We start from the raw sequence: 17,252 nt of genomic DNA, 5'->3' as shown, positions 1-17,252 counted from the left end.
GGTTGTTGTAAAGAGTCGTTGTAAAGGGTTGTCGCAAAGGAAAATAAGTATGAGTTACGAAGCTGTTAATTACGAAACTATTAATTATGAAACTATATTGGTTGATATCAAAGAAGGCGTTGGGACGATAACCCTGAATCGCCCTAAGGTGATGAATGCATTGAGCCAAACCCTGACCCGTGAAGTGGGTGAAGCGGTGGACGCCCTGGACAAAGCAGAAGAGGTGGGCTGCATCATTATCACCGGTGGTGATAAGGTATTTGCTGCAGGTGCTGATATTAATGAGATGAAAGACCTGACTTTCCCTCAACTGTATATGGCTGATTTTCCCTATATTCAGCGTGACTGTTGGCGTGCAATCGATGAGGCGCGTAAGCCTGTTATTGCTGCGGTCGCTGGTTTTGCGCTGGGTGGCGGCTGTGAGATGACCATGGCATGCGACTTTATTATTGCGGCTGAGTCTGCAAAATTTGGTCAGCCGGAAGTGAGTATCGGTACTATTCCGGGCGCTGGCGGAACTCAGCGCCTGACCAAGGCTGTTGGGAAAGCTAAAGCGATGGAGATGTGCCTCAGTGGCCGCATGATGGATGCAGAAGAGGCTGAGCGTAGCGGCTTGATATCACGTATCGTACCCGTCGATGAGCTAGCTGAAGCGGCTTTCAAAACAGCACGTAAAATTGCGTCATACTCTCGTCCGGTTGTTTACATGATAAAAGAATCGGTCAATATGGGAGTGGATGCGTCATTGCGTGACGGTCTTGCGTTTGAGCGTCGTAACTTTGCATCTTCTTTTGCGTTTGAAGATTGCAAAGAAGGTATGACGGCGTTTGCTGAAAAGCGTAAGCCGGATTTCAAGCATCGTTAACGGAGAGTATTGTTCATGCTAAAGGGCAAAAGGGCTTGGATTACCGGTGCCAGTTCTGGTATCGGTGAAGCCACGGCAAGGCGATTGGCTAACGAAGGTGTTACTTTGGTGTTGAGTGCTCGTCGTGAAGATCGCTTAACGTTGTTGGCAGGTGAATTGCGTTTAATGGGTGTTACGGTACATGTAGAGCCTGTTGATGTTTCTGATCGTGCCGGAATGGCTGCTGTGGGTGAAAAACTTGCAGCTATAGGCGGTGTTGATATCTTAATTAATAATGCCGGTACCATGCCTATTAGCCCAATACTGGCAGGGAGGCTTGATGAGTGGGAGCAGATGATAGACGTTAATATTAAAGGTGTGCTTTACGCTATTCATGCGGTTTATTCTGGCATGGCTGAACGTAAAAATGGCCATATTGTTAATATTAGCTCTATTGCGGCTCGCCAAACCTACCCCAGTGCTGGGGTATATGCCGGAACCAAGCATGCTGTGCGTGCTATTTCAGATACCTTGCGAAAAGAGGCCATTCGTTATGGTGTAAGGGTGACGGATATTCAGCCGGGTGCGGTTGCTACGGAGCTTCCTGATAGCATTCAGCATGAGAAAATCCGTGATGCGGTAAAGGCTAATATGTACGCCGAAGGTTCGGCGATTCTAAAGCCTGAAGATATAGCTAATGCTATTTTTTATGCGATAACGCAACCTGACTACATAGATGTGAGTGAGTTGCATATTCGTCCGGTTATTCAGGAAAGCTGATGGCGTTGTAATTGCCACTAGAAATAATCTTCTCTACCTAAGGGGTAAGCGGGCGTTTAAGCATCCTGTTTACGCCCTTTTTAATGACCGCTTTAAAATCTTTTAGTCCGAATGTCCTCGTATTCAGCCGGCTTGTGTTATTGTCCGGCGCTTATCAATGTGAAGCCTCTTATATTTTGAACGTGTGTCTCCAATATGTGTCGTATACTTCTTAGTAAGTTGATTTTTCGGATTGTGGGATAACTATTGTGTATTCGTTACTTATTTTTGACTGGGATGGCACTGTGATTGATTCGACCGCACGCATCGTATCCAGTATGCAGTCGGCTGCCAGAGATCTGGATCTCAGGCACTTGCAGGACCATGAAGCCAGAGAGATTATCGGACTGGGGCTGCCAGAAGCGATACAGGCATTGTATCCGGGTATCAGTGGTGATCTGTTGGTGCCGATGCGTGATCGCTATGTTTACCACTATATGGAAGGTGATAGCACACCTACATCGTTATTTCCTGGAGTACAGCAAACGCTTGAAAGTCTTCATAAGAAAGGTTATCGGCTCGCTGTTGCTACGGGTAAAAGTCGGCATGGCCTGGATCGTGTGTTAGCTGATACGGGGCTGGGCTGGTTATTTGAAATAACCCGTTGTGCCGATGAAACAACCTCTAAGCCACATCCTCATATGTTGGAAGAGATCTTAATAGAGAGCGGAATCTCTGCCGACGATGCCGTGATGATTGGTGACACAGAATTTGATCTGAAAATGGGTGTGCAGGCCGGCATGGATACCATCGCTGTGAGCTATGGCGCGCACCATATAAATCGTTTGAAGCAATATAATCCCGTTCTGGAAATGCATGCCTTTCCAGATCTGGAGGCATGGCTGGATTTGAAATCAGGAGAAGTGGTGTGAGTGAAAATCATTGGGATGAAGAAAAGGATGAAGCGTTGGATAAAACGTTAGAAAAAGCGGCGAGCAAGGGGGCTGGCAAAGAGTGGAAACTCATCGAGAAAATGCTCAATGGATTGTTTGTTGAGCAGCGCAGGGCGCGGCGCTGGGGAATCTTTTTTAAAGGCCTGACCTTTGCATATCTGATCGCCATTTTAGGTATCTATTTTTTTAATACGTCTTTTACAAGCGACTTGCCAGGTAAAACAGGCGAGCATACGGCGGTTATCGAAATTGCCGGTCCCATCTCTGCCGATGATGCTGCCAATGCGGATAGTATTATCTGGTCTCTGCGCGATGCGTTTAAAGCAGATAAAGCCAAGGCTGTGATTTTGCGTATTAATAGTCCTGGTGGCAGTCCGGTGCAATCTGGCTATGTTTATGATGAGATAAAGCGCTTACGTGCTTTATATCCGGCTAAGCCAGTGTATGCCGTGATTATGGATATCGGTGCCTCTGGTGCCTACTATATTGCAGCAGCGGCGGATGCAATTTATGCCGATAAAGCCAGTCTTGTAGGTTCTATCGGGGTTGTTTCGGGTGGGTTTGGCTTTGTTGATCTGATGGATAAAGTTGGTGTCGAGCGCCGGGCTATGACGGCGGGCGAAAATAAGGGTTTTCTTGATCCTTTCAGTCCGATGAAAGAGAGCGATAAAGTATTCTGGCAATCTGTTTTGGATACAACGCATCAGCAGTTTATTGATCAGGTGAAAAAAGGTCGTGGCGATAAGTTGGTTGACGAGCCTGATCTGTTTAGTGGATTGGTGTGGACGGGTGAGCAGGCTGTTAGAAAAGGCTTAATTGATGGCTTGGGAAGTGCCAGTTACGTGGCTCGGGAGATTGTTGGCCAGGAAAAGCTCATTGATTATTCTTCTAAAATGTCTCCATTGGATAAAGTGATTGAAAAATTCGGCGTCTCATTTGGTAAGACCCTGGCGGCTCAGATGGGTTTGACGAGTGGCTATTCATTGCGCTAAGGAGCAGATCTGAGGTTTCGGGGCTACATAGGAGCGCTTTAACGGGGCTGTATAGGCATTACTAACTACTAAAAAGGGGCTATTTATATAGTCCCTTTTTTATAGCCCTGATTCTGATAGCACGGTTTAAGAATCCCGTACAGTTATGTTATATGGCAGATATACCACATTTAGCGAGCATGCTTGTTAAACAGATCAGTGGTAAGCCTACCAGTGCGTTAGGGTCATCGCCTTCTAGTTTTTCAAATAAAGCTATACCAAGCCCTTCAGATTTAAAACTGCCGGCGCAATCCAGTGGACTCTCTTTGTCGATATAGTTTTCTATCATCTTTCTGTTAAGGAGGCGAAAGTACACATGATAAGGAATGACCTCTGTTTGAATCGTGGTGTTGCGCGTATCAATTACTGATAAGCCTGTCAGAAAAGTGACACGCTTTCCCGAAGCTTGTTGTAGTTGTTGAATAGCTTTTTCTTTGCTGCCTGGTTTTCCCATCACATGTTCATTGAGTACAGCAACCTGATCGGAGCCGATAATAATGCTACCGGGGTGCTTTATGGCAACGGCACGTGCTTTTTCTTCAGCAAGTCTCATCACCAGATGGTGCGGCGTTTCACCGGGAAGTCGGCTCTCGTCAATGTTCGGGCTATGGCAGCGATAGGGCAGTTGAAGCTTGTCTAAAAGGGCGCGACGGTAAGGTGAGCCGGAGGCTAAAACCAGTGGTTGCATGTTTCTTTTCCTGAAGGACTTATCTATTGATGTGCAAACGCGTAAAATAGGAAACGTTTTTAAGAACGAAACCTCATTTTCCTTTGACAGGAGGGCCGCTGGGCCCTAGAATTGCGCGCTTATGTCGTACGGTAACATACCGAAAATAGTTGATCCGCGAAAGCTTGCTGAGCGGGAAGTCCGAATTGCCGGTCAGGTCAGTGTTAAAGAGATGCCACGAGTAAGATCCTATCTGTGTCAAGATGGTGATGTTATTGATGTCAATCTGCTTTTTTCGCTGGATGAACGAAGGATTCGTATTATAACAGGTGATGCCAAAGGTCATGTTCACATGACGTGTCAGCGTTGCCTGGAAGCGGTCGAAGTCGATGTCCAGGCTGAGTTCAATCTGGCTATCGCGTTCAATGAGGAGAAGGCAAAGCAACTGCCTCGCTATTATGATCCATTGATCGTTGAGGACGAAGAGATCGAGCTATTGCACGTCATTGAAGAGGAGTTGATTCTCAGTCTGCCGTTAGTTCCATACCATGCAGATTGTAGTATTCAAACCCAATTCGGTGATGCGGATATGGCTGAAGAGCCAAAAAATGAAAAACCGAACCCGTTTAGAGTATTGGCCCAGCTTAAGGCCAATAAGAAATGATTTAGGAGTTAACTCACCATGGCAGTACAGAAAAGCAAAAAGTCTCGTTCACGCCGCGATATGCGTCGTTCTCACGATGCTTTGACTGGTCCGACATTATCTGTAGACGCAACGACAGGTGAAGTTCACCGTCGTCACCAAGTGACAGCTGACGGTTTCTACCGCGGCCGTCAGGTTGTAAATCAAGATAGCGAATAATATCGTTGTTGAATCGCGTCACTCTCTCGGTTGATGCGATGGGTGGGGACTTCGGTCCCCACGTGATCCTCCCTGCATGTCTTTCTGCATTAAAACGTTACCCTTATCTTAAAATCTTGCTGATTGGCGAAATTGATCAGTTAGAAAGTCTATTGTCAAAACAGCGGTTCGCTGAATCTATCATGTCCAGGCTGGTGCTTGTGCCTTCTGGTGACTCAGTTTCTATGGATGAAAAGCCATCATCGGCTATTCGGCATCGGCAGAACTCATCAATGGGCCTTGCGGTTAAAGCGGTCGCTGAAAAGCAGGCGGATGCATGCGTCAGTGGAGGTAATACGGGAGCTTTGATGGCGTTTGGGCGGCTGACCCTGAAGATGCTGCCTGGTATTGAGCGGCCCGCTATTGTTGCTTCAGTGCCTACCATGAATGGCCATTGTTATATGCTGGATTTGGGTGCGAATGTGGATTGTAGCGCGGCGCATCTGTTGCAGTTTGCGATCATGGCCAGTGTCATGGTTGAGGCCGTTGATAATAAGCCACAACCTACGATTGGTTTGCTGAATGTTGGTGAGGAGATGGTTAAAGGAAATGAGCAAGTGAGGCTTGCGAATGACCTTGTGCGTCAGCAGCAGGGGCTGAACTACATCGGTTATGTTGAAGGAAACGATGTGTTTGCCGGTAAAGCTGATATTGTTGTTTGTGACGGCTTTGTCGGGAATGTTACGCTGAAAAGTAGCGAGGGTCTGGCTCGTCTGATCTCTGGCAAAGTTCGGCTCGGTTTTACGCGTAATTTATATCGTCGTTTCTTGGCTATGTTGGCGCGCCCTGTCTTAAAGGAGATTCAGGTTCAGCTGGACCCTTCAAGGCGCAATGGTGCAACGTTACTGGGGTTGCAAGGTATCGTCATCAAAAGCCACGGAAGTGCAGATCAGCGATGTTTTGGCTATGCGCTGGATCGTGCTATTGCGGAGGTTTTGCAGAACGTTCCGGGAAGAATAAGTGAGCGCTTATCGGGCTACCTGTCGTCTCGACGTGATTAGGCGTTCAAATTTTCTGGCAATATTGTAAACTACACACTTTTTGGGCATAACGAAGGTTATGCTGTTTATCAGATTTTAGCGAGTTGAGGGCATTTATGTCGCAGTCTTTTGCTTTTGTTTTTCCCGGGCAGGGTTCCCAGCAGCTAGGTATGCTGGCTGAATTAGCTGCTGAAAATCCAATAATCCAAAATACATTTGCCGAAGCTTCAGCTGTTCTTGGTTATGATTTATGGGAACTGGTGCAGAATGGTCCGGAAGCTGATCTGAATCAAACCGACAGAACTCAGCCTGCATTGCTGGTAGCCGGCGTTGCTTTGTGGCGTTTATGGCTTGAAAAAGGCGGAGCAAAGCCTGCGATCATGGCTGGGCATAGTTTGGGTGAGTATACGGCGCTGGTATGTTCGGGTGCGATTAAGTTCAGCGATGCGGTTACTTTAGTTAGATTGCGTGGCGAGTACATGCAGCAAGCTGTACCGGCTGGTACGGGTGCCATGGCTGCTATTCTTGGCTTGGCTGATGATGCCATTCTGGCGAGTTGTCAGCTTGCTCAGCAGGGACAAGTGGTTTCTCCGGTTAATTATAACTGCCCGGGGCAAGTTGTTATTGCGGGGGAGAAAGAAGCGGTAGAGCGGGCGATTGTCGCCTGTAAAGAGGCGGGTGCTAAGCGTGCTATTCCTTTGCCTGTCAGTGTGCCGTCTCATTGTTCTTTAATGAAGCCTGCTGCTGAGAAATTGGCAGATGCGTTGGCCAATATCACTATTGTTATGCCCGAAATCCCGGTTATTCAAAATGTGTCTGCATCGCAGCCGGAAAATGAAGAACAGTTGATCTCTAATTTGCTGGCCCAGTTATATAGCCCGGTTCTATGGACCGATAGTGTTCAGGCTATGGTGGCTCAGGGTGTGGAGGCGACTATCGAGTGCGGTCCAGGCAAGGTATTGTCTGGGTTGAATAAGAAGATTCATAAACCGCTGGTTTTGAAAGCAATTAATGATTCTGCGGGTCTTGAAGCTGCTTTGGTATAGTGACAGAAAAGGATATTGGAATGAGTATTGAAGGCAAAATAGCCCTTGTTACTGGTGCTACACGTGGAATTGGTAAAGCGATAGCGTTAGAGTTAGGGCGCCAGGGGGCTATTGTGGTTGGTACCGCAACCAGCGACTCAGGTGCGGGTTCGATTACTGAGTACCTCCAGCAAGCCGGTATTAGCGGTAAAGGAATAACCCTGGATGTGTCGTCAAGTGAATCTGTTGATGTTGTTATTAAAGCAATTCAGGACGAATTTGGTGCTGTCGCGATTTTAGTGAATAATGCAGGCATCACCCGTGATAATATAATGTTACGCATGAAAGATGATGAGTGGGATTCGGTATTGAATACGAATCTAACATCGGTATATCGTGTTGTTAAAGGTTGTCTCAGGGGTATGACAAAAGCTCGCTGGGGGCGTATTATCAGCGTCAGTTCAGTTGTCGCATCAATGGGTAATGCTGGCCAAGCTAACTATGCTGCTGCAAAATCGGGCATGGAAGGTTTTACACGAGCGCTTGCGCGTGAAATTGGTTCGCGTAATATTACGGTGAACTGTGTTGCGCCGGGATTTATTGATACCGATATGACCAGTGGGCTTCCAGAAGAGCAGAAAGCAGCTTTGCAGTCGCAGATTCCGATGAATCGTCTGGGGCGCCCTGAAGAGATTGCGTCGGTTGTAGGTTTTCTTGCGAGTGAGGGAGGAGCCTACGTTACCGGGGAGTCAATTCAGGTCAATGGTGGCATGTACATGAGCTAAATCAGACAATTTGATTTTAGGAATTGTTTTTTTCGATAATATGTTGATAATTGGCCGTCAGCTGAAATGAATTCAAAATGCCTGCTTGCTATGTACAGGTGGGTTCTAATAAAATCACGATTTCATACCTTCGGTGTGAAGGGTTGATAAGAAGATAGGAAGAGCTATGAGCAATATTGAAGAGCGCGTTAAGAAAATCATTGCGGAACAGTTGGGTGTTAAAGAAGAAGAAGTAACCAACGCTGCTTCCTTCGTTGAAGATCTGGGTGCAGATTCCCTCGACACTGTTGAGCTGGTAATGGCTCTTGAAGAAGAGTTTGAAACTGAGATTCCAGATGAGGAAGCTGAAAAGATTACGACTGTTCAGCTGGCAATCGATTACGTAACTGCTCATCAGTAATCGAGCCGTATTAGATTAAAGTTTTACCGAAAAGCCGCATCTATATACGTAGAGTGCGGCTTTTCTATTTATATGGATTTTTCACTGGAGTGGCGCTATGTCTCGCAGAAGAGTGGTAGTTACCGGAATGGGTATGCTGACGCCGGTAGGTAACACTGTCCAGGATACATGGGATAGTATCCTTGCCGGTAAAAGTGGGGCAGCGACGATTGAACATTTTGATGCTTCTCAGTTTTCTACACGTTTTTCAGCCCCAATAAAAAATTTCGATGCTGCTGAATTCATGAATCCAAAAGATGCACGTAAAATGGATCTGTTTATTCAGTATGGTATGTCCGCAGCATCTCAGGCCATTAAAGATTCAGGTCTGGAAGTAACGGATGCTAATGCATCGCGTATTGGTTGTGCTGTTGGTTCGGGTATTGGTGGGCTTACGCTGATTGAAAGTACCTACAACACGCTTAAAAACGGTGGGCCAAGAAAGATCTCTCCGTTTTTTGTGCCTGGCAGTATTATAAATATGATTTCGGGTAACCTGGCGATTAAGTATGGCCTGAAGGGTCCTAATATTGCGATCACTACTGCCTGTACAACAGGTACTCATAATATCGGATCTGCTATGCGCATGATTCAGTATGGTGATGCGGATGTGATGCTCGCGGGTGGTGCTGAAATGGCCACGACTGAGTTAGGCTTGGGAGGATTTGCCGCAGCACGTGCGTTATCAACGCGAAATGACGATCCTCAAAGCGCCAGCCGCCCATGGGATCGGGATCGTGATGGCTTTGTATTGGGCGATGGTGCCGGTGTTCTTGTTATCGAAGAGTATGAGCATGCTAAGGCGCGTGGTGCAAATATCTATTGTGAACTGGCTGGGTTAGGCATGAGCGATGATGCGCATCATATGACAGCTCCTCCCGCAACAGGTGAAGGCGCGGCAAGTTCGATGGCGAATGCTATCCGCGATGCGGGCTTAAATCCTGAGCAGGTGCAGTATATCAATGCTCACGGTACTTCAACACCTGCTGGAGATCTTGCCGAAACCAATGCGGCTAAATTAGTATTTGGTAATTCTGTATCAGGTCTGCGTATGAGCTCAACTAAGTCCATGACGGGCCATCTGTTGGGTGCTGCCGGTGCTGTTGAGGCAATTTTCTCTATTTTAGCTATTCGCGATCAGGTTGCACCACCGACCATCAATCTGGACAATCCATCAGAAGAGTGTGATCTGAACTACGTGGCGCATGACGCTCAACCTTGTGTCATCGAAGCCGCCGTATCGAACTCGTTTGGTTTTGGTGGAACCAACGGTACTCTTGTCTTTCGCAAAATCTGACAGTGCCGGATTTGGAAGTGTCAGATCTGACAAGAGTTAATGGTGAAAAATCCCATTCCTTAGACGTGATGGATAGGGGTTTGTGTTATGGCGATGGCTTATTTGAAACAATTAAAGTTTTTCAAAATAAGCCGTTGCTGTTAGATGCTCATTTTAGCCGTCTTGCGCTGGGTTGTGAGCGTTTGGGAATCGCTTTTGATGGCCTTAAAGACCGCTTTAAGGCTGATATCAGCGATCTTTTAGCTCTTAATCCTCACTCTCTGGCGGTGCTAAAGCTGACTGTCACCCGGGGAGCAGGACCGCGTGGTTACTTTGCAGCAAACAACCTTCGACCTACAACGATCTCATCTTTATCGATAGCACCCGACTTTACGCATAAGGCGGTAGAAGGCGTGGTACTCCGCTGGTGTCAGACGCCTTTGTCGATCAATCCGCTGCTGGCCGGTATAAAACATTTGAATCGTTTGGAACAGGTGCTTGCCAGAAAAGAGTGGGATACAGCTGATATTTCAGAAGGCTTGATGAAAGATGCTGACGGATTTCTGATCGAAGGCACGATGAGTAATATCTTCTGGATAGAGCAGGGGCGACTCTATACGCCGGAGCTGGACCGATCTGGTGTCGCTGGTGTGCTACGTGGGGCTGTTATTGATATGGCTGCCAGACAGAACAATCCTGTGCTTACAGGCCGGTTTACTGAGATAGTACTGAATAAGGCCGAAGAAGTTTTTATTTGTAACTCCTTAATAGATATTTGGCCTGTCAGGAAGTTAGAGGCGATGGAATGGCAAATTGGCCCGCAAACACGCAGACTACAGGCGTTACTGAAAGAGGAATATAGCGTTTGAGACGGTTACTGATTTTTGTTGTTATTATGTTTGCGCTGAGTGCTGCCGTGTTGGGGTGGGTGTGGCAGGATATGCATCGTTATATGCAAACACCGATCGCTTTAGAACAAAATATTCCATCTTTTGTCGTCGCAAAAGGTACGTCTTTTAACCGTATGTCAGAAAACTTAGAGCAAGCGAGCATTATTGCCCATCCATTCTATTTTAAAGCTTATGCACGTCTCAATAAGTTAGGTGTCAAAATCAAAGCGGGCGAGTATTTTATCGAAAAAGATCTGACACCTGCAGAGCTATTGATGATGATGGTTAACGGTGAGGCCGTTCAGCATAGTTTTACCATTATTGAAGGGACTACATTTAAACAGCTCCGGGCTTCACTCGAAAACCAAGCAGATCTGATTAAACAAACACTTAAGGGTAAAACCGATACAGAAATTTTAACTGCTCTGGGTGTTACTGAGCCGCATCCGGAAGGTTTGTTTTTAGCGGAAACGTTCCAGGTTGAGCGTGATTCAACAGATCTTGCCTTACTCGAGCGTAGCTATAAAGCCTTGCAGCAGGCGCTAACGTCCTCATGGCGGGCTCGGGATACTTCTTTACCCTATCAATCACCTTATGAAGCGTTAATAATGGCGTCTATTGTTGAAAAAGAGACCGCAGTAGCAGAGGAGCGGCCGCTGATAGCAGGTGTCTTTATTAAGCGCTTATCAATTGGCATGCGTTTGCAAACCGATCCAACCGTTATCTACGGTATTGGTGATAAATATCAGGGAAATATTACCCGTAAGGATTTACGAACGCCGACTGCCTACAATACTTATACAATTGACGGCCTTCCGCCTACGCCGATTGCAATGGTGGGGCGGGAAGCCATTAGTGCTGCATTGAATCCTGAGGTGACTAAATCATTGTACTTTGTTGCCAAAGGCGACGGTTATCACCAGTTTTCTCCCTCGCTGGCTAAGCATAATCAAGCGGTCAGGGAATATCAGCTGAAACGAAAGCAACAATACCGTTCAACACCGGAGTAATAATGGACAAGGTAAATAAAGGGTGCTTTATCACCATTGAAGGTACTGAAGGTGTTGGGAAAAGCACAAACGTAGAATTTATCCGTCAATATTTGGCTGATAAAGGGATTGATCTGCGTTTGACCAGAGAGCCGGGTGGAACACCATTAGCTGAAGAAATTCGTGAGCTATTACTACAGCCCCGGGAGGAAGTCGTCTGCGATGATGCAGAAATACTACTGGTGTTTGCTGCACGAGCGCAGCATGTTGATCAGGTGATTAAACCTACTCTGGAAAAAGGAGGGTGGGTGCTGAGTGATCGTTTTACTGATGCTACTTTCGCTTATCAGGGGGCTGGCAGAGGGATAAGCTGGAACCGTATTCAGCAGTTAGAGCAATATGTTTTAGGTGATCTTCGTCCTGATCTGACTATCTTGCTGGATATACCTGTTGAAGAGGGGATGGCAAGAGTGATGCAACGTGGAGAGCCTGATCGGTTTGAGCGTGAAAAGTTGGATTTTTTTGATAAAGTCAGGCAAGGCTATCATCACCGTTTAAGAGCTGAGCCGGATCGTTTTGCACTGATTGACGCTTCACAGTCATTGCAGGGTGTTCAGCAGCAAATAGCCGCTGCGCTAGCAGAAAAACTGGATATTGTTTAATGGAGATCGGTGACCGTTATCATTCATTAGATGCGGCTATTTACCCTTGGTTTGAAGATCAGTGGCAAAGAGTTGTTCGTTTGCATAATGATAAGCACCTACCGCATGCGTTATTACTCAGCGGTATGCCCGGAATTGGCAAAGCACGTTTAGCTGAAGCGATAGCAGGTTATGTTATGTGTCATCGGCCTCAGTCATTAAAGGCTTGTGGACAGTGCCGGAGTTGTATTTTATTAAACTCCAGTGGGCATCCTGACCTGTACTTTTTGCGTCCGGAAGAAACGGGCAAGCCGATTAAAGTTGATCAGGTACGTCAGTTGACTGAGTTTATGCACAATACCGCTCAACAGGGCGGTTATCGTATTGTGGTGCTTGAACCTGCTGAATCAATGAATATCTCTGCGGCGAATGCGTTGTTAAAAACTCTGGAAGAGCCTGGGCGAGACACGCTACTTATTTTAATTACACATCAATTAGGCCAGGTACTGCCTACCGTCAGAAGTCGTTGTCAACGACTGGATTGTCATCCGCCAGCGGAAACTGTTGCGGTTGAATGGTTATCTCAGCAACTGTCTGTCGATGCTCAGGAAGCATTACAACTACTCAATGTTGTACATGGCGCCCCTTTAACGGGGTTGTCGTTTAAGAAACAAGGCCATCAAGCACTAAGAGCTGATTTTCTAACGGCATTAAGAGATATACTCAGGCAACGGAAAACGCCGGTTGAAGTTGCTGGTGAGTTTCTCAAGGCTGATCTGGATCTGTTGCTGGGCTGGTTGCAAGGATTGTTAGCAGACGTTGTGCGCATACTATTACTGGGTAGTGATGAGCTTATTCGTAATATGGATATGCAAAAAATGTTAAAGGGTATTGCTAAAAACAGCACGAAAGTTAAAATCTTTACCTTAGCTGACCTTGTTCAGGTTGAGCGCTTAGGTCTGCAGCGCAGACAAAATCCAAATAAGCAGCTATTGTTAGAACGTATACTCATAGATTGGTCCGCATTAGTGCGAGCCTAGAGAAGGGGTTCTCAAGACACAATGTCAGTCGTTCCGCGCATAAGCCATGGTATATTGTCACTCAACATCGAGACAAAAGAAGATCTCTACAGAGCTTATATGCCCTTTGTGGCCAATGGTGGTATTTTTATACCTACGGCTCGGGCTTATCAGTTAGGAGAAGAGGTCTTTATGCTGCTGACCTTGATGGATGATCCGGACAAAATACCTATTACGGGTAAAGTTATCTGGGTGACTCCAAAAGCGCCTCAGGGAGGAAAAAAGCCGGGTATTGGTATACAGCTTTCTCCTGAGGATACAACACTCGTTCAAAAAATAGAAACTCACCTGGCAGGCGCTCTGAATTCCGGACGTCCAACTAATACACTTTAATATGTAGTCTTATGTATATAGATTCACATTGTCACCTCGACAAGTTAGACCTTTCTCCTTACGATAATAACTTTTCCGCTATGCTCGCTGCGGCTTTTGACAGAGATATTTCGCGGCTGCTGTGTGTTTCAATCGATCTTGAGCAGTTTAAAGGGATGTATCAACTGATTCAGGATCAGCCTAAGGTTTTTGTTTCATTAGGGGTTCATCCTCTGCATGTGGAGAATGAAGCGGCAATTGTATCGGTGCAAAGCCTGCTGGATGGTGTAAAGCAACACTCAAAAATTGTTGCTATTGGAGAAACCGGTCTGGATTATTATTATCAGTCACAGACAAAAGAGCTTCAGCAGCAAAGCTTTATTAATCATCTATGTGCAGCGGATCAGCTCGGCATGCCAGTGATTGTTCATACCCGTGATGCCAGAGAAGATACGCTCTCATTAATCAGAGCGCACGGAGGTGACTCTGGTGGCGTATTGCACTGCTTCACAGAGTCTTTGGCGATGGCAAAAGCAGCACTTGATATGAATTATCTGATCTCTTTTTCAGGTATCGTTACATTTCGTAATGCACAAGAACTGCGTGATGTAGTTAAAGCGATTCCTTTGGAAAACATACTGATCGAAACAGATGCCCCTTATCTTGCACCGATACCTTACCGAGGCAAAAAGAATGAGCCTAAGTATGTAGTGGAAGTGGCTCAGTGCATCGCTGACTTAAAAGGTGTGTCCGTTGAAAAAGTAGCAGAAGCTACCTCTGAGAATTTTTATCGTTTATTTAGCAAAGCCGCTCAGCTGGACGGTATCCCTTCATGTGGATGATGCCGCCGGTGGATTATATAGAGCCTTTATTTCGGCCGCCGAGCGAAGCGCACTCCCTGATTCTGCAAGTGACTAATGGCTGCAGCTGGAACAAATGCGTGTATTGTGAAATGTACACGGCACCTCAGAAAAAATTCAAACCAAAAGCAGACGCTGAAATCCTCGCTGAAATACAGCGATGTGGTGAAGAGCTGCCCAACACGCGTCGCGTTTTTCTTGCCGATGGCGATGCGATGGCGCTCTCTTTTCGTCGCCTCAAAAGCACTCTTGAAGCGATAAAAGAGCATCTTCCAATGGTTACGCGGGTGACGGCGTACTGCTTACCGAGAAACGTGAAGAAAAAGACCGTAGAAGAATTAGCTGAGCTGCAAGCACTTGGCTTATCGATGGTCTATGTCGGTGTTGAGACGGGCGATGATGAGTTGTTGGCGTTGATCGATAAAGGTGAAACTTATCAGTCCACCTATGATGCATTGGTCAAACTCCAGGCGGCGGGTATTAAACGCTCTGTTATGGTGATTAATGGTTTAGGTGGGCAAGCTCTGAGTAAGCAGCATGCACAACAGACGGCCCGCTTGATCAATGCGACTCAGCCCGAATATCTGGCGAGCCTGGTGCTATTCTTTTCTAAAGGTGATCAGCGCTACAAAGAAGCCTTTGAAGGGCGTTTTGAGGAGATGAGTGATATTCAGTTGTTTCGGGAGATGCAGCAGTTTATTCGGGCACTTGAATTGAAGAAAACTATTTTCCGAAGCGATCATGCGTCTAATCTGTTAGTGTTGAAAGGCGTGTTAGGCACCGATAAATCACACTTATTGGCGCAGCTGGAGAATGCCATTAGCGGCGCGTCATCTGTCTTTTTACGTCACTCCAGCGACAGAAGTCTCTGATTACTTACTTCTTTGGTGCTTTTATGGGCCGATATATTTCATTGATCAGTGTTGGTATGCTATAAGCCTTAGTTGTAATTATAATAAGTCACAATAGCAGGAAAAACCCATGAGACGTCCCGTTCGAATTGCCGTTACCGGTGCCGCTGGCGCAATCAGTTATAGCCTTTTATTTAAAATTGCAGCGGGAGAGATGATGGGCAAAGACCAGCCTGTTATTCTTCAGCTGATCGAACTACCTCATGCTATGGATTCCCTGCGTGGTGTTGCGATGGAGCTTGAGGATTGTGCTTATCCTTTACTTCACACGATTACTTTGCATGATAATGTTGAAGATGGTTTTAAAAATGCTCACTATGCGTTGCTGGTTGGGGCACGTCCGCGTGGTCCCGGTATGGAGCGCAGTGATCTGCTCGAGGTGAACGCGGAGATTTTTGCCCGCCAGGGTAAAGCTCTCAATGATTTCGCAAACCGTGATGTAAAAGTATTGGTGACGGGCAACCCGGCTAATACCAATGCGTTGATTGCCAGTCGTAACGCGCCTGACCTTAGCCCTTCACAATTTACCTGTTTAACACGACTTGATCATAACCGTGCGAAAGGCATTCTTGCCAGCCAGTCGGGTGCAACCGCACGTGATATCAGCGGAATCATTATCTGGGGTAATCACTCGCCGACACAGTACCCTGACCTTCATCATGCGACTATTTTGGGTGAGCCCGCGTTACCGCAGATCGATTTTGATTGGTATAAAGATACGTTTATTCCTCAGGTTCAGCAGCGTGGTGGAGCGATTATACAAGCACGAGGATTATCCAGTGCTGCCTCTGCAGCCCAGGCTATTGTAAACCAGATGTGTGATTGGGTGCTGGGTACCGACCCGGGTGAAATCGTTAGCATGGGTATTCTGAGTGATGGTAGTTACGGGATTGAGAAAGGTATTTTCTATTCTTTCCCTGTGCGTTGTAACTATGGACGTTATCAGATCGTTCGTGGCATTGAGATAAATGACTTTAGCCGGCAGCGTTTGGATGAAACTGAGCAAGAGCTGTTAGAGGAAAAAGCGGTGATTGAACACCTGTTGCCTAAAGAAACAGAAGCGTCACACCTGAATCTATCCATCTGTCTGCGTTCAGGGGTAACGCTTTATGCTGACGGAACAGGGCCGGACCAGAATAGTAAATTTATGACAACCAACCGAGTAATGTAGGCCGTCATCAAAAAAACGTCCGGATAACAATAAAAACCTCTGAAGTGATTCAGAGGTTTTGTTGATCTGACATTAACTCAATTCAGCTTAACCCGTTTCAATTAAATTCGAATCAGTGTAATTCTTCTTCACTGGCAGGCGTGATGCTGCTCATAATTTTGTTGATATCCAGCAAAATGGTTAACAGTTTGTTGTAATAACAAACACCCTGTACAAAGCGTCTGCCCGACTCTTCAGCCGCAAGATTGGGGGCGCGTTCAATATCATTTTGTGGAATATTGATTACTTCATCAACGCTATCAACGACAAGTCCGATCACTTCCTCTTCATTGTAATCAACCATGATGATGCGTGTATTATCATCCACAGCAGCTGTTTGCATCCTGAAGAGACGGCGTGTGTCAATGACGGTGGCGACATTACCACGTAGGTTGATAATGCCTAAAATATAATCTTCAGCGCCGGGAACAGGCGTTATGTCGGTATAGCGCAATACTTCTTTGACCTTCATGACATCTATACCATAAAGCTCTTTATTGACTTTGAACGTTGCCCATTGATGGTAGGCAATCTCTTCCTGATTGGCGCGTTTGGCCCGCTCTTTCTTATCCTGCTGAGTTTGCTGCATGCTTTCTATGGATTGCAGGTGTTCTGCTTCAGCTTGTAAGCTCATGTTGGTCTGTCCACTTTTGATTAGCTGAGTAGTTAAAAAACATTTTCCGAATGGGTTATATGTTTT

At 46.3% G+C, this 17,252-nt stretch carries 21 protein-coding genes; 19 read left to right on the top strand and 2 right to left on the bottom strand.

Annotated features, from left to right (window positions below; genetic code table 11):
* Window positions 1-49: 49 nt before the first annotated feature.
* The 4 genes from ABY436_RS13980 to ABY436_RS13965 all read left to right on the top strand — a co-directional run bounded on the left by ABY436_RS13980 (window position 50) and on the right by ABY436_RS13965 (window position 3,548).
* Window positions 50-865 carry an enoyl-CoA hydratase-related protein gene (locus ABY436_RS13980; protein WP_372739567.1) on the top strand — a complete coding sequence of 272 codons (816 nt, stop codon included), beginning with the start codon at window positions 50-52 and terminating at the stop codon, window positions 863-865.
* A 15-nt stretch (window positions 866-880) separates the two neighbouring features.
* The gene (locus ABY436_RS13975; RefSeq protein ID WP_372739566.1) at window positions 881-1,624 is read left to right on the top strand and encodes an SDR family oxidoreductase; all 744 of its coding nucleotides are present in this window, start codon (window positions 881-883) and stop codon (window positions 1,622-1,624) included.
* Window positions 1,625-1,908: 284 nt separating this feature from the next.
* Window positions 1,909-2,535, top strand: coding sequence for an HAD-IIIA family hydrolase (locus ABY436_RS13970; RefSeq protein ID WP_372739565.1), 627 nt, complete (start codon window positions 1,909-1,911; stop codon window positions 2,533-2,535).
* On the top strand, window positions 2,532-3,548 hold the full coding sequence (locus tag ABY436_RS13965; RefSeq protein ID WP_372739564.1) for a S49 family peptidase: 1,017 nt from the start codon (window positions 2,532-2,534) through the stop codon (window positions 3,546-3,548). The genes ABY436_RS13970 and ABY436_RS13965 overlap by 4 nt, the downstream gene beginning before the upstream one ends.
* 148 nt (window positions 3,549-3,696) lie before the next feature.
* Here ABY436_RS13965 and ABY436_RS13960 read toward each other — a convergent pair whose 3' ends face one another.
* Window positions 3,697-4,275, bottom strand: coding sequence for a nucleoside triphosphate pyrophosphatase (locus ABY436_RS13960; RefSeq protein ID WP_372739563.1), 579 nt, complete (start codon window positions 4,273-4,275; stop codon window positions 3,697-3,699).
* 121 nt (window positions 4,276-4,396) lie between these two features.
* Here ABY436_RS13960 and ABY436_RS13955 point away from each other — a divergent pair, with 121 nt between their 5' ends.
* The 15 genes from ABY436_RS13955 to ABY436_RS13885 all read left to right on the top strand — a co-directional run bounded on the left by ABY436_RS13955 (window position 4,397) and on the right by ABY436_RS13885 (window position 16,513).
* Window positions 4,397-4,918, top strand: a complete 522-nt coding sequence (locus tag ABY436_RS13955) for a YceD family protein (RefSeq protein WP_090726026.1) — start codon at window positions 4,397-4,399, stop codon at window positions 4,916-4,918.
* 18 nt (window positions 4,919-4,936) lie between these two features.
* The gene (rpmF, locus tag ABY436_RS13950) at window positions 4,937-5,116 is read left to right on the top strand and encodes a 50S ribosomal protein L32 (RefSeq protein ID WP_090726028.1); all 180 of its coding nucleotides are present in this window, start codon (window positions 4,937-4,939) and stop codon (window positions 5,114-5,116) included.
* 5 nt (window positions 5,117-5,121) lie between these two features.
* The gene (gene plsX, locus ABY436_RS13945) at window positions 5,122-6,156 is read left to right on the top strand and encodes a phosphate acyltransferase PlsX (protein ID WP_372739562.1); all 1,035 of its coding nucleotides are present in this window, start codon (window positions 5,122-5,124) and stop codon (window positions 6,154-6,156) included.
* 95 nt (window positions 6,157-6,251) lie between these two features.
* Entirely contained in the window at window positions 6,252-7,181 is a 930-nt protein-coding gene (fabD, locus tag ABY436_RS13940; protein ID WP_372739561.1) for an ACP S-malonyltransferase, read from the top strand.
* 20 nt (window positions 7,182-7,201) lie between these two features.
* Window positions 7,202-7,945 carry a 3-oxoacyl-ACP reductase FabG gene (gene fabG / locus ABY436_RS13935; protein WP_372739560.1) on the top strand — a complete coding sequence of 248 codons (744 nt, stop codon included), beginning with the start codon at window positions 7,202-7,204 and terminating at the stop codon, window positions 7,943-7,945.
* Window positions 7,946-8,111: 166 nt separating this feature from the next.
* Window positions 8,112-8,345, top strand: a complete 234-nt coding sequence (gene acpP / locus ABY436_RS13930; protein ID WP_090726035.1) for an acyl carrier protein — start codon at window positions 8,112-8,114, stop codon at window positions 8,343-8,345.
* 97 nt (window positions 8,346-8,442) lie between these two features.
* A complete protein-coding gene (gene fabF, locus ABY436_RS13925) occupies window positions 8,443-9,681 on the top strand; it encodes a beta-ketoacyl-ACP synthase II (protein WP_372739559.1) in 1,239 nt (412 codons plus the stop codon).
* A gap of 17 nt (window positions 9,682-9,698) precedes the next feature.
* Window positions 9,699-10,529: an aminodeoxychorismate lyase gene (gene pabC / locus ABY436_RS13920; RefSeq protein ID WP_372739558.1), complete on the top strand. Its 831-nt coding sequence runs from the start codon at window positions 9,699-9,701 to the stop codon at window positions 10,527-10,529.
* Complete coding sequence (mltG, locus tag ABY436_RS13915) at window positions 10,526-11,560, top strand: endolytic transglycosylase MltG (RefSeq protein WP_372739557.1); 1,035 nt, start codon at window positions 10,526-10,528, stop codon at window positions 11,558-11,560. The genes pabC and mltG overlap by 4 nt, the downstream gene beginning before the upstream one ends.
* 2 nt (window positions 11,561-11,562) lie before the next feature.
* Window positions 11,563-12,201, top strand: a complete 639-nt coding sequence (tmk, locus tag ABY436_RS13910) for a dTMP kinase (protein ID WP_372739556.1) — start codon at window positions 11,563-11,565, stop codon at window positions 12,199-12,201.
* Window positions 12,201-13,220 carry a DNA polymerase III subunit delta' gene (locus ABY436_RS13905; RefSeq protein WP_372739555.1) on the top strand — a complete coding sequence of 340 codons (1,020 nt, stop codon included), beginning with the start codon at window positions 12,201-12,203 and terminating at the stop codon, window positions 13,218-13,220. Before tmk ends, ABY436_RS13905 begins: the two co-directional genes overlap by 1 nt.
* A 21-nt stretch (window positions 13,221-13,241) precedes the next feature.
* A complete protein-coding gene (locus tag ABY436_RS13900) occupies window positions 13,242-13,592 on the top strand; it encodes a PilZ domain-containing protein (protein ID WP_090726045.1) in 351 nt (116 codons plus the stop codon).
* Between the two features lie 11 nt (window positions 13,593-13,603).
* Entirely contained in the window at window positions 13,604-14,413 is an 810-nt protein-coding gene (locus ABY436_RS13895) for a TatD family hydrolase (RefSeq protein ID WP_372739554.1), read from the top strand.
* A complete protein-coding gene (locus ABY436_RS13890; RefSeq protein ID WP_372739553.1) occupies window positions 14,404-15,303 on the top strand; it encodes a radical SAM protein in 900 nt (299 codons plus the stop codon). Before ABY436_RS13895 ends, ABY436_RS13890 begins: the two co-directional genes overlap by 10 nt.
* A gap of 109 nt (window positions 15,304-15,412) precedes the next feature.
* Window positions 15,413-16,513 carry a malate dehydrogenase gene (locus tag ABY436_RS13885; protein ID WP_372739552.1) on the top strand — a complete coding sequence of 367 codons (1,101 nt, stop codon included), beginning with the start codon at window positions 15,413-15,415 and terminating at the stop codon, window positions 16,511-16,513.
* Window positions 16,514-16,625: 112 nt separating this feature from the next.
* Here the strand turns inward: ABY436_RS13885 and ABY436_RS13880 are convergent, their stop codons facing one another.
* A complete protein-coding gene (locus ABY436_RS13880) occupies window positions 16,626-17,141 on the bottom strand; it encodes a chemotaxis protein CheW (protein WP_372739568.1) in 516 nt (171 codons plus the stop codon).
* Window positions 17,142-17,252: the final 111 nt, after the last annotated feature.

The organism is Neptunomonas sp., from assembly GCF_041601355.1.
In the GTDB taxonomy this organism is placed as follows: Bacteria; Pseudomonadota; Gammaproteobacteria; order Pseudomonadales; family Balneatricaceae; genus Neptunomonas.
This window is presented reverse-complemented; position numbering and strand designations above follow the sequence as displayed.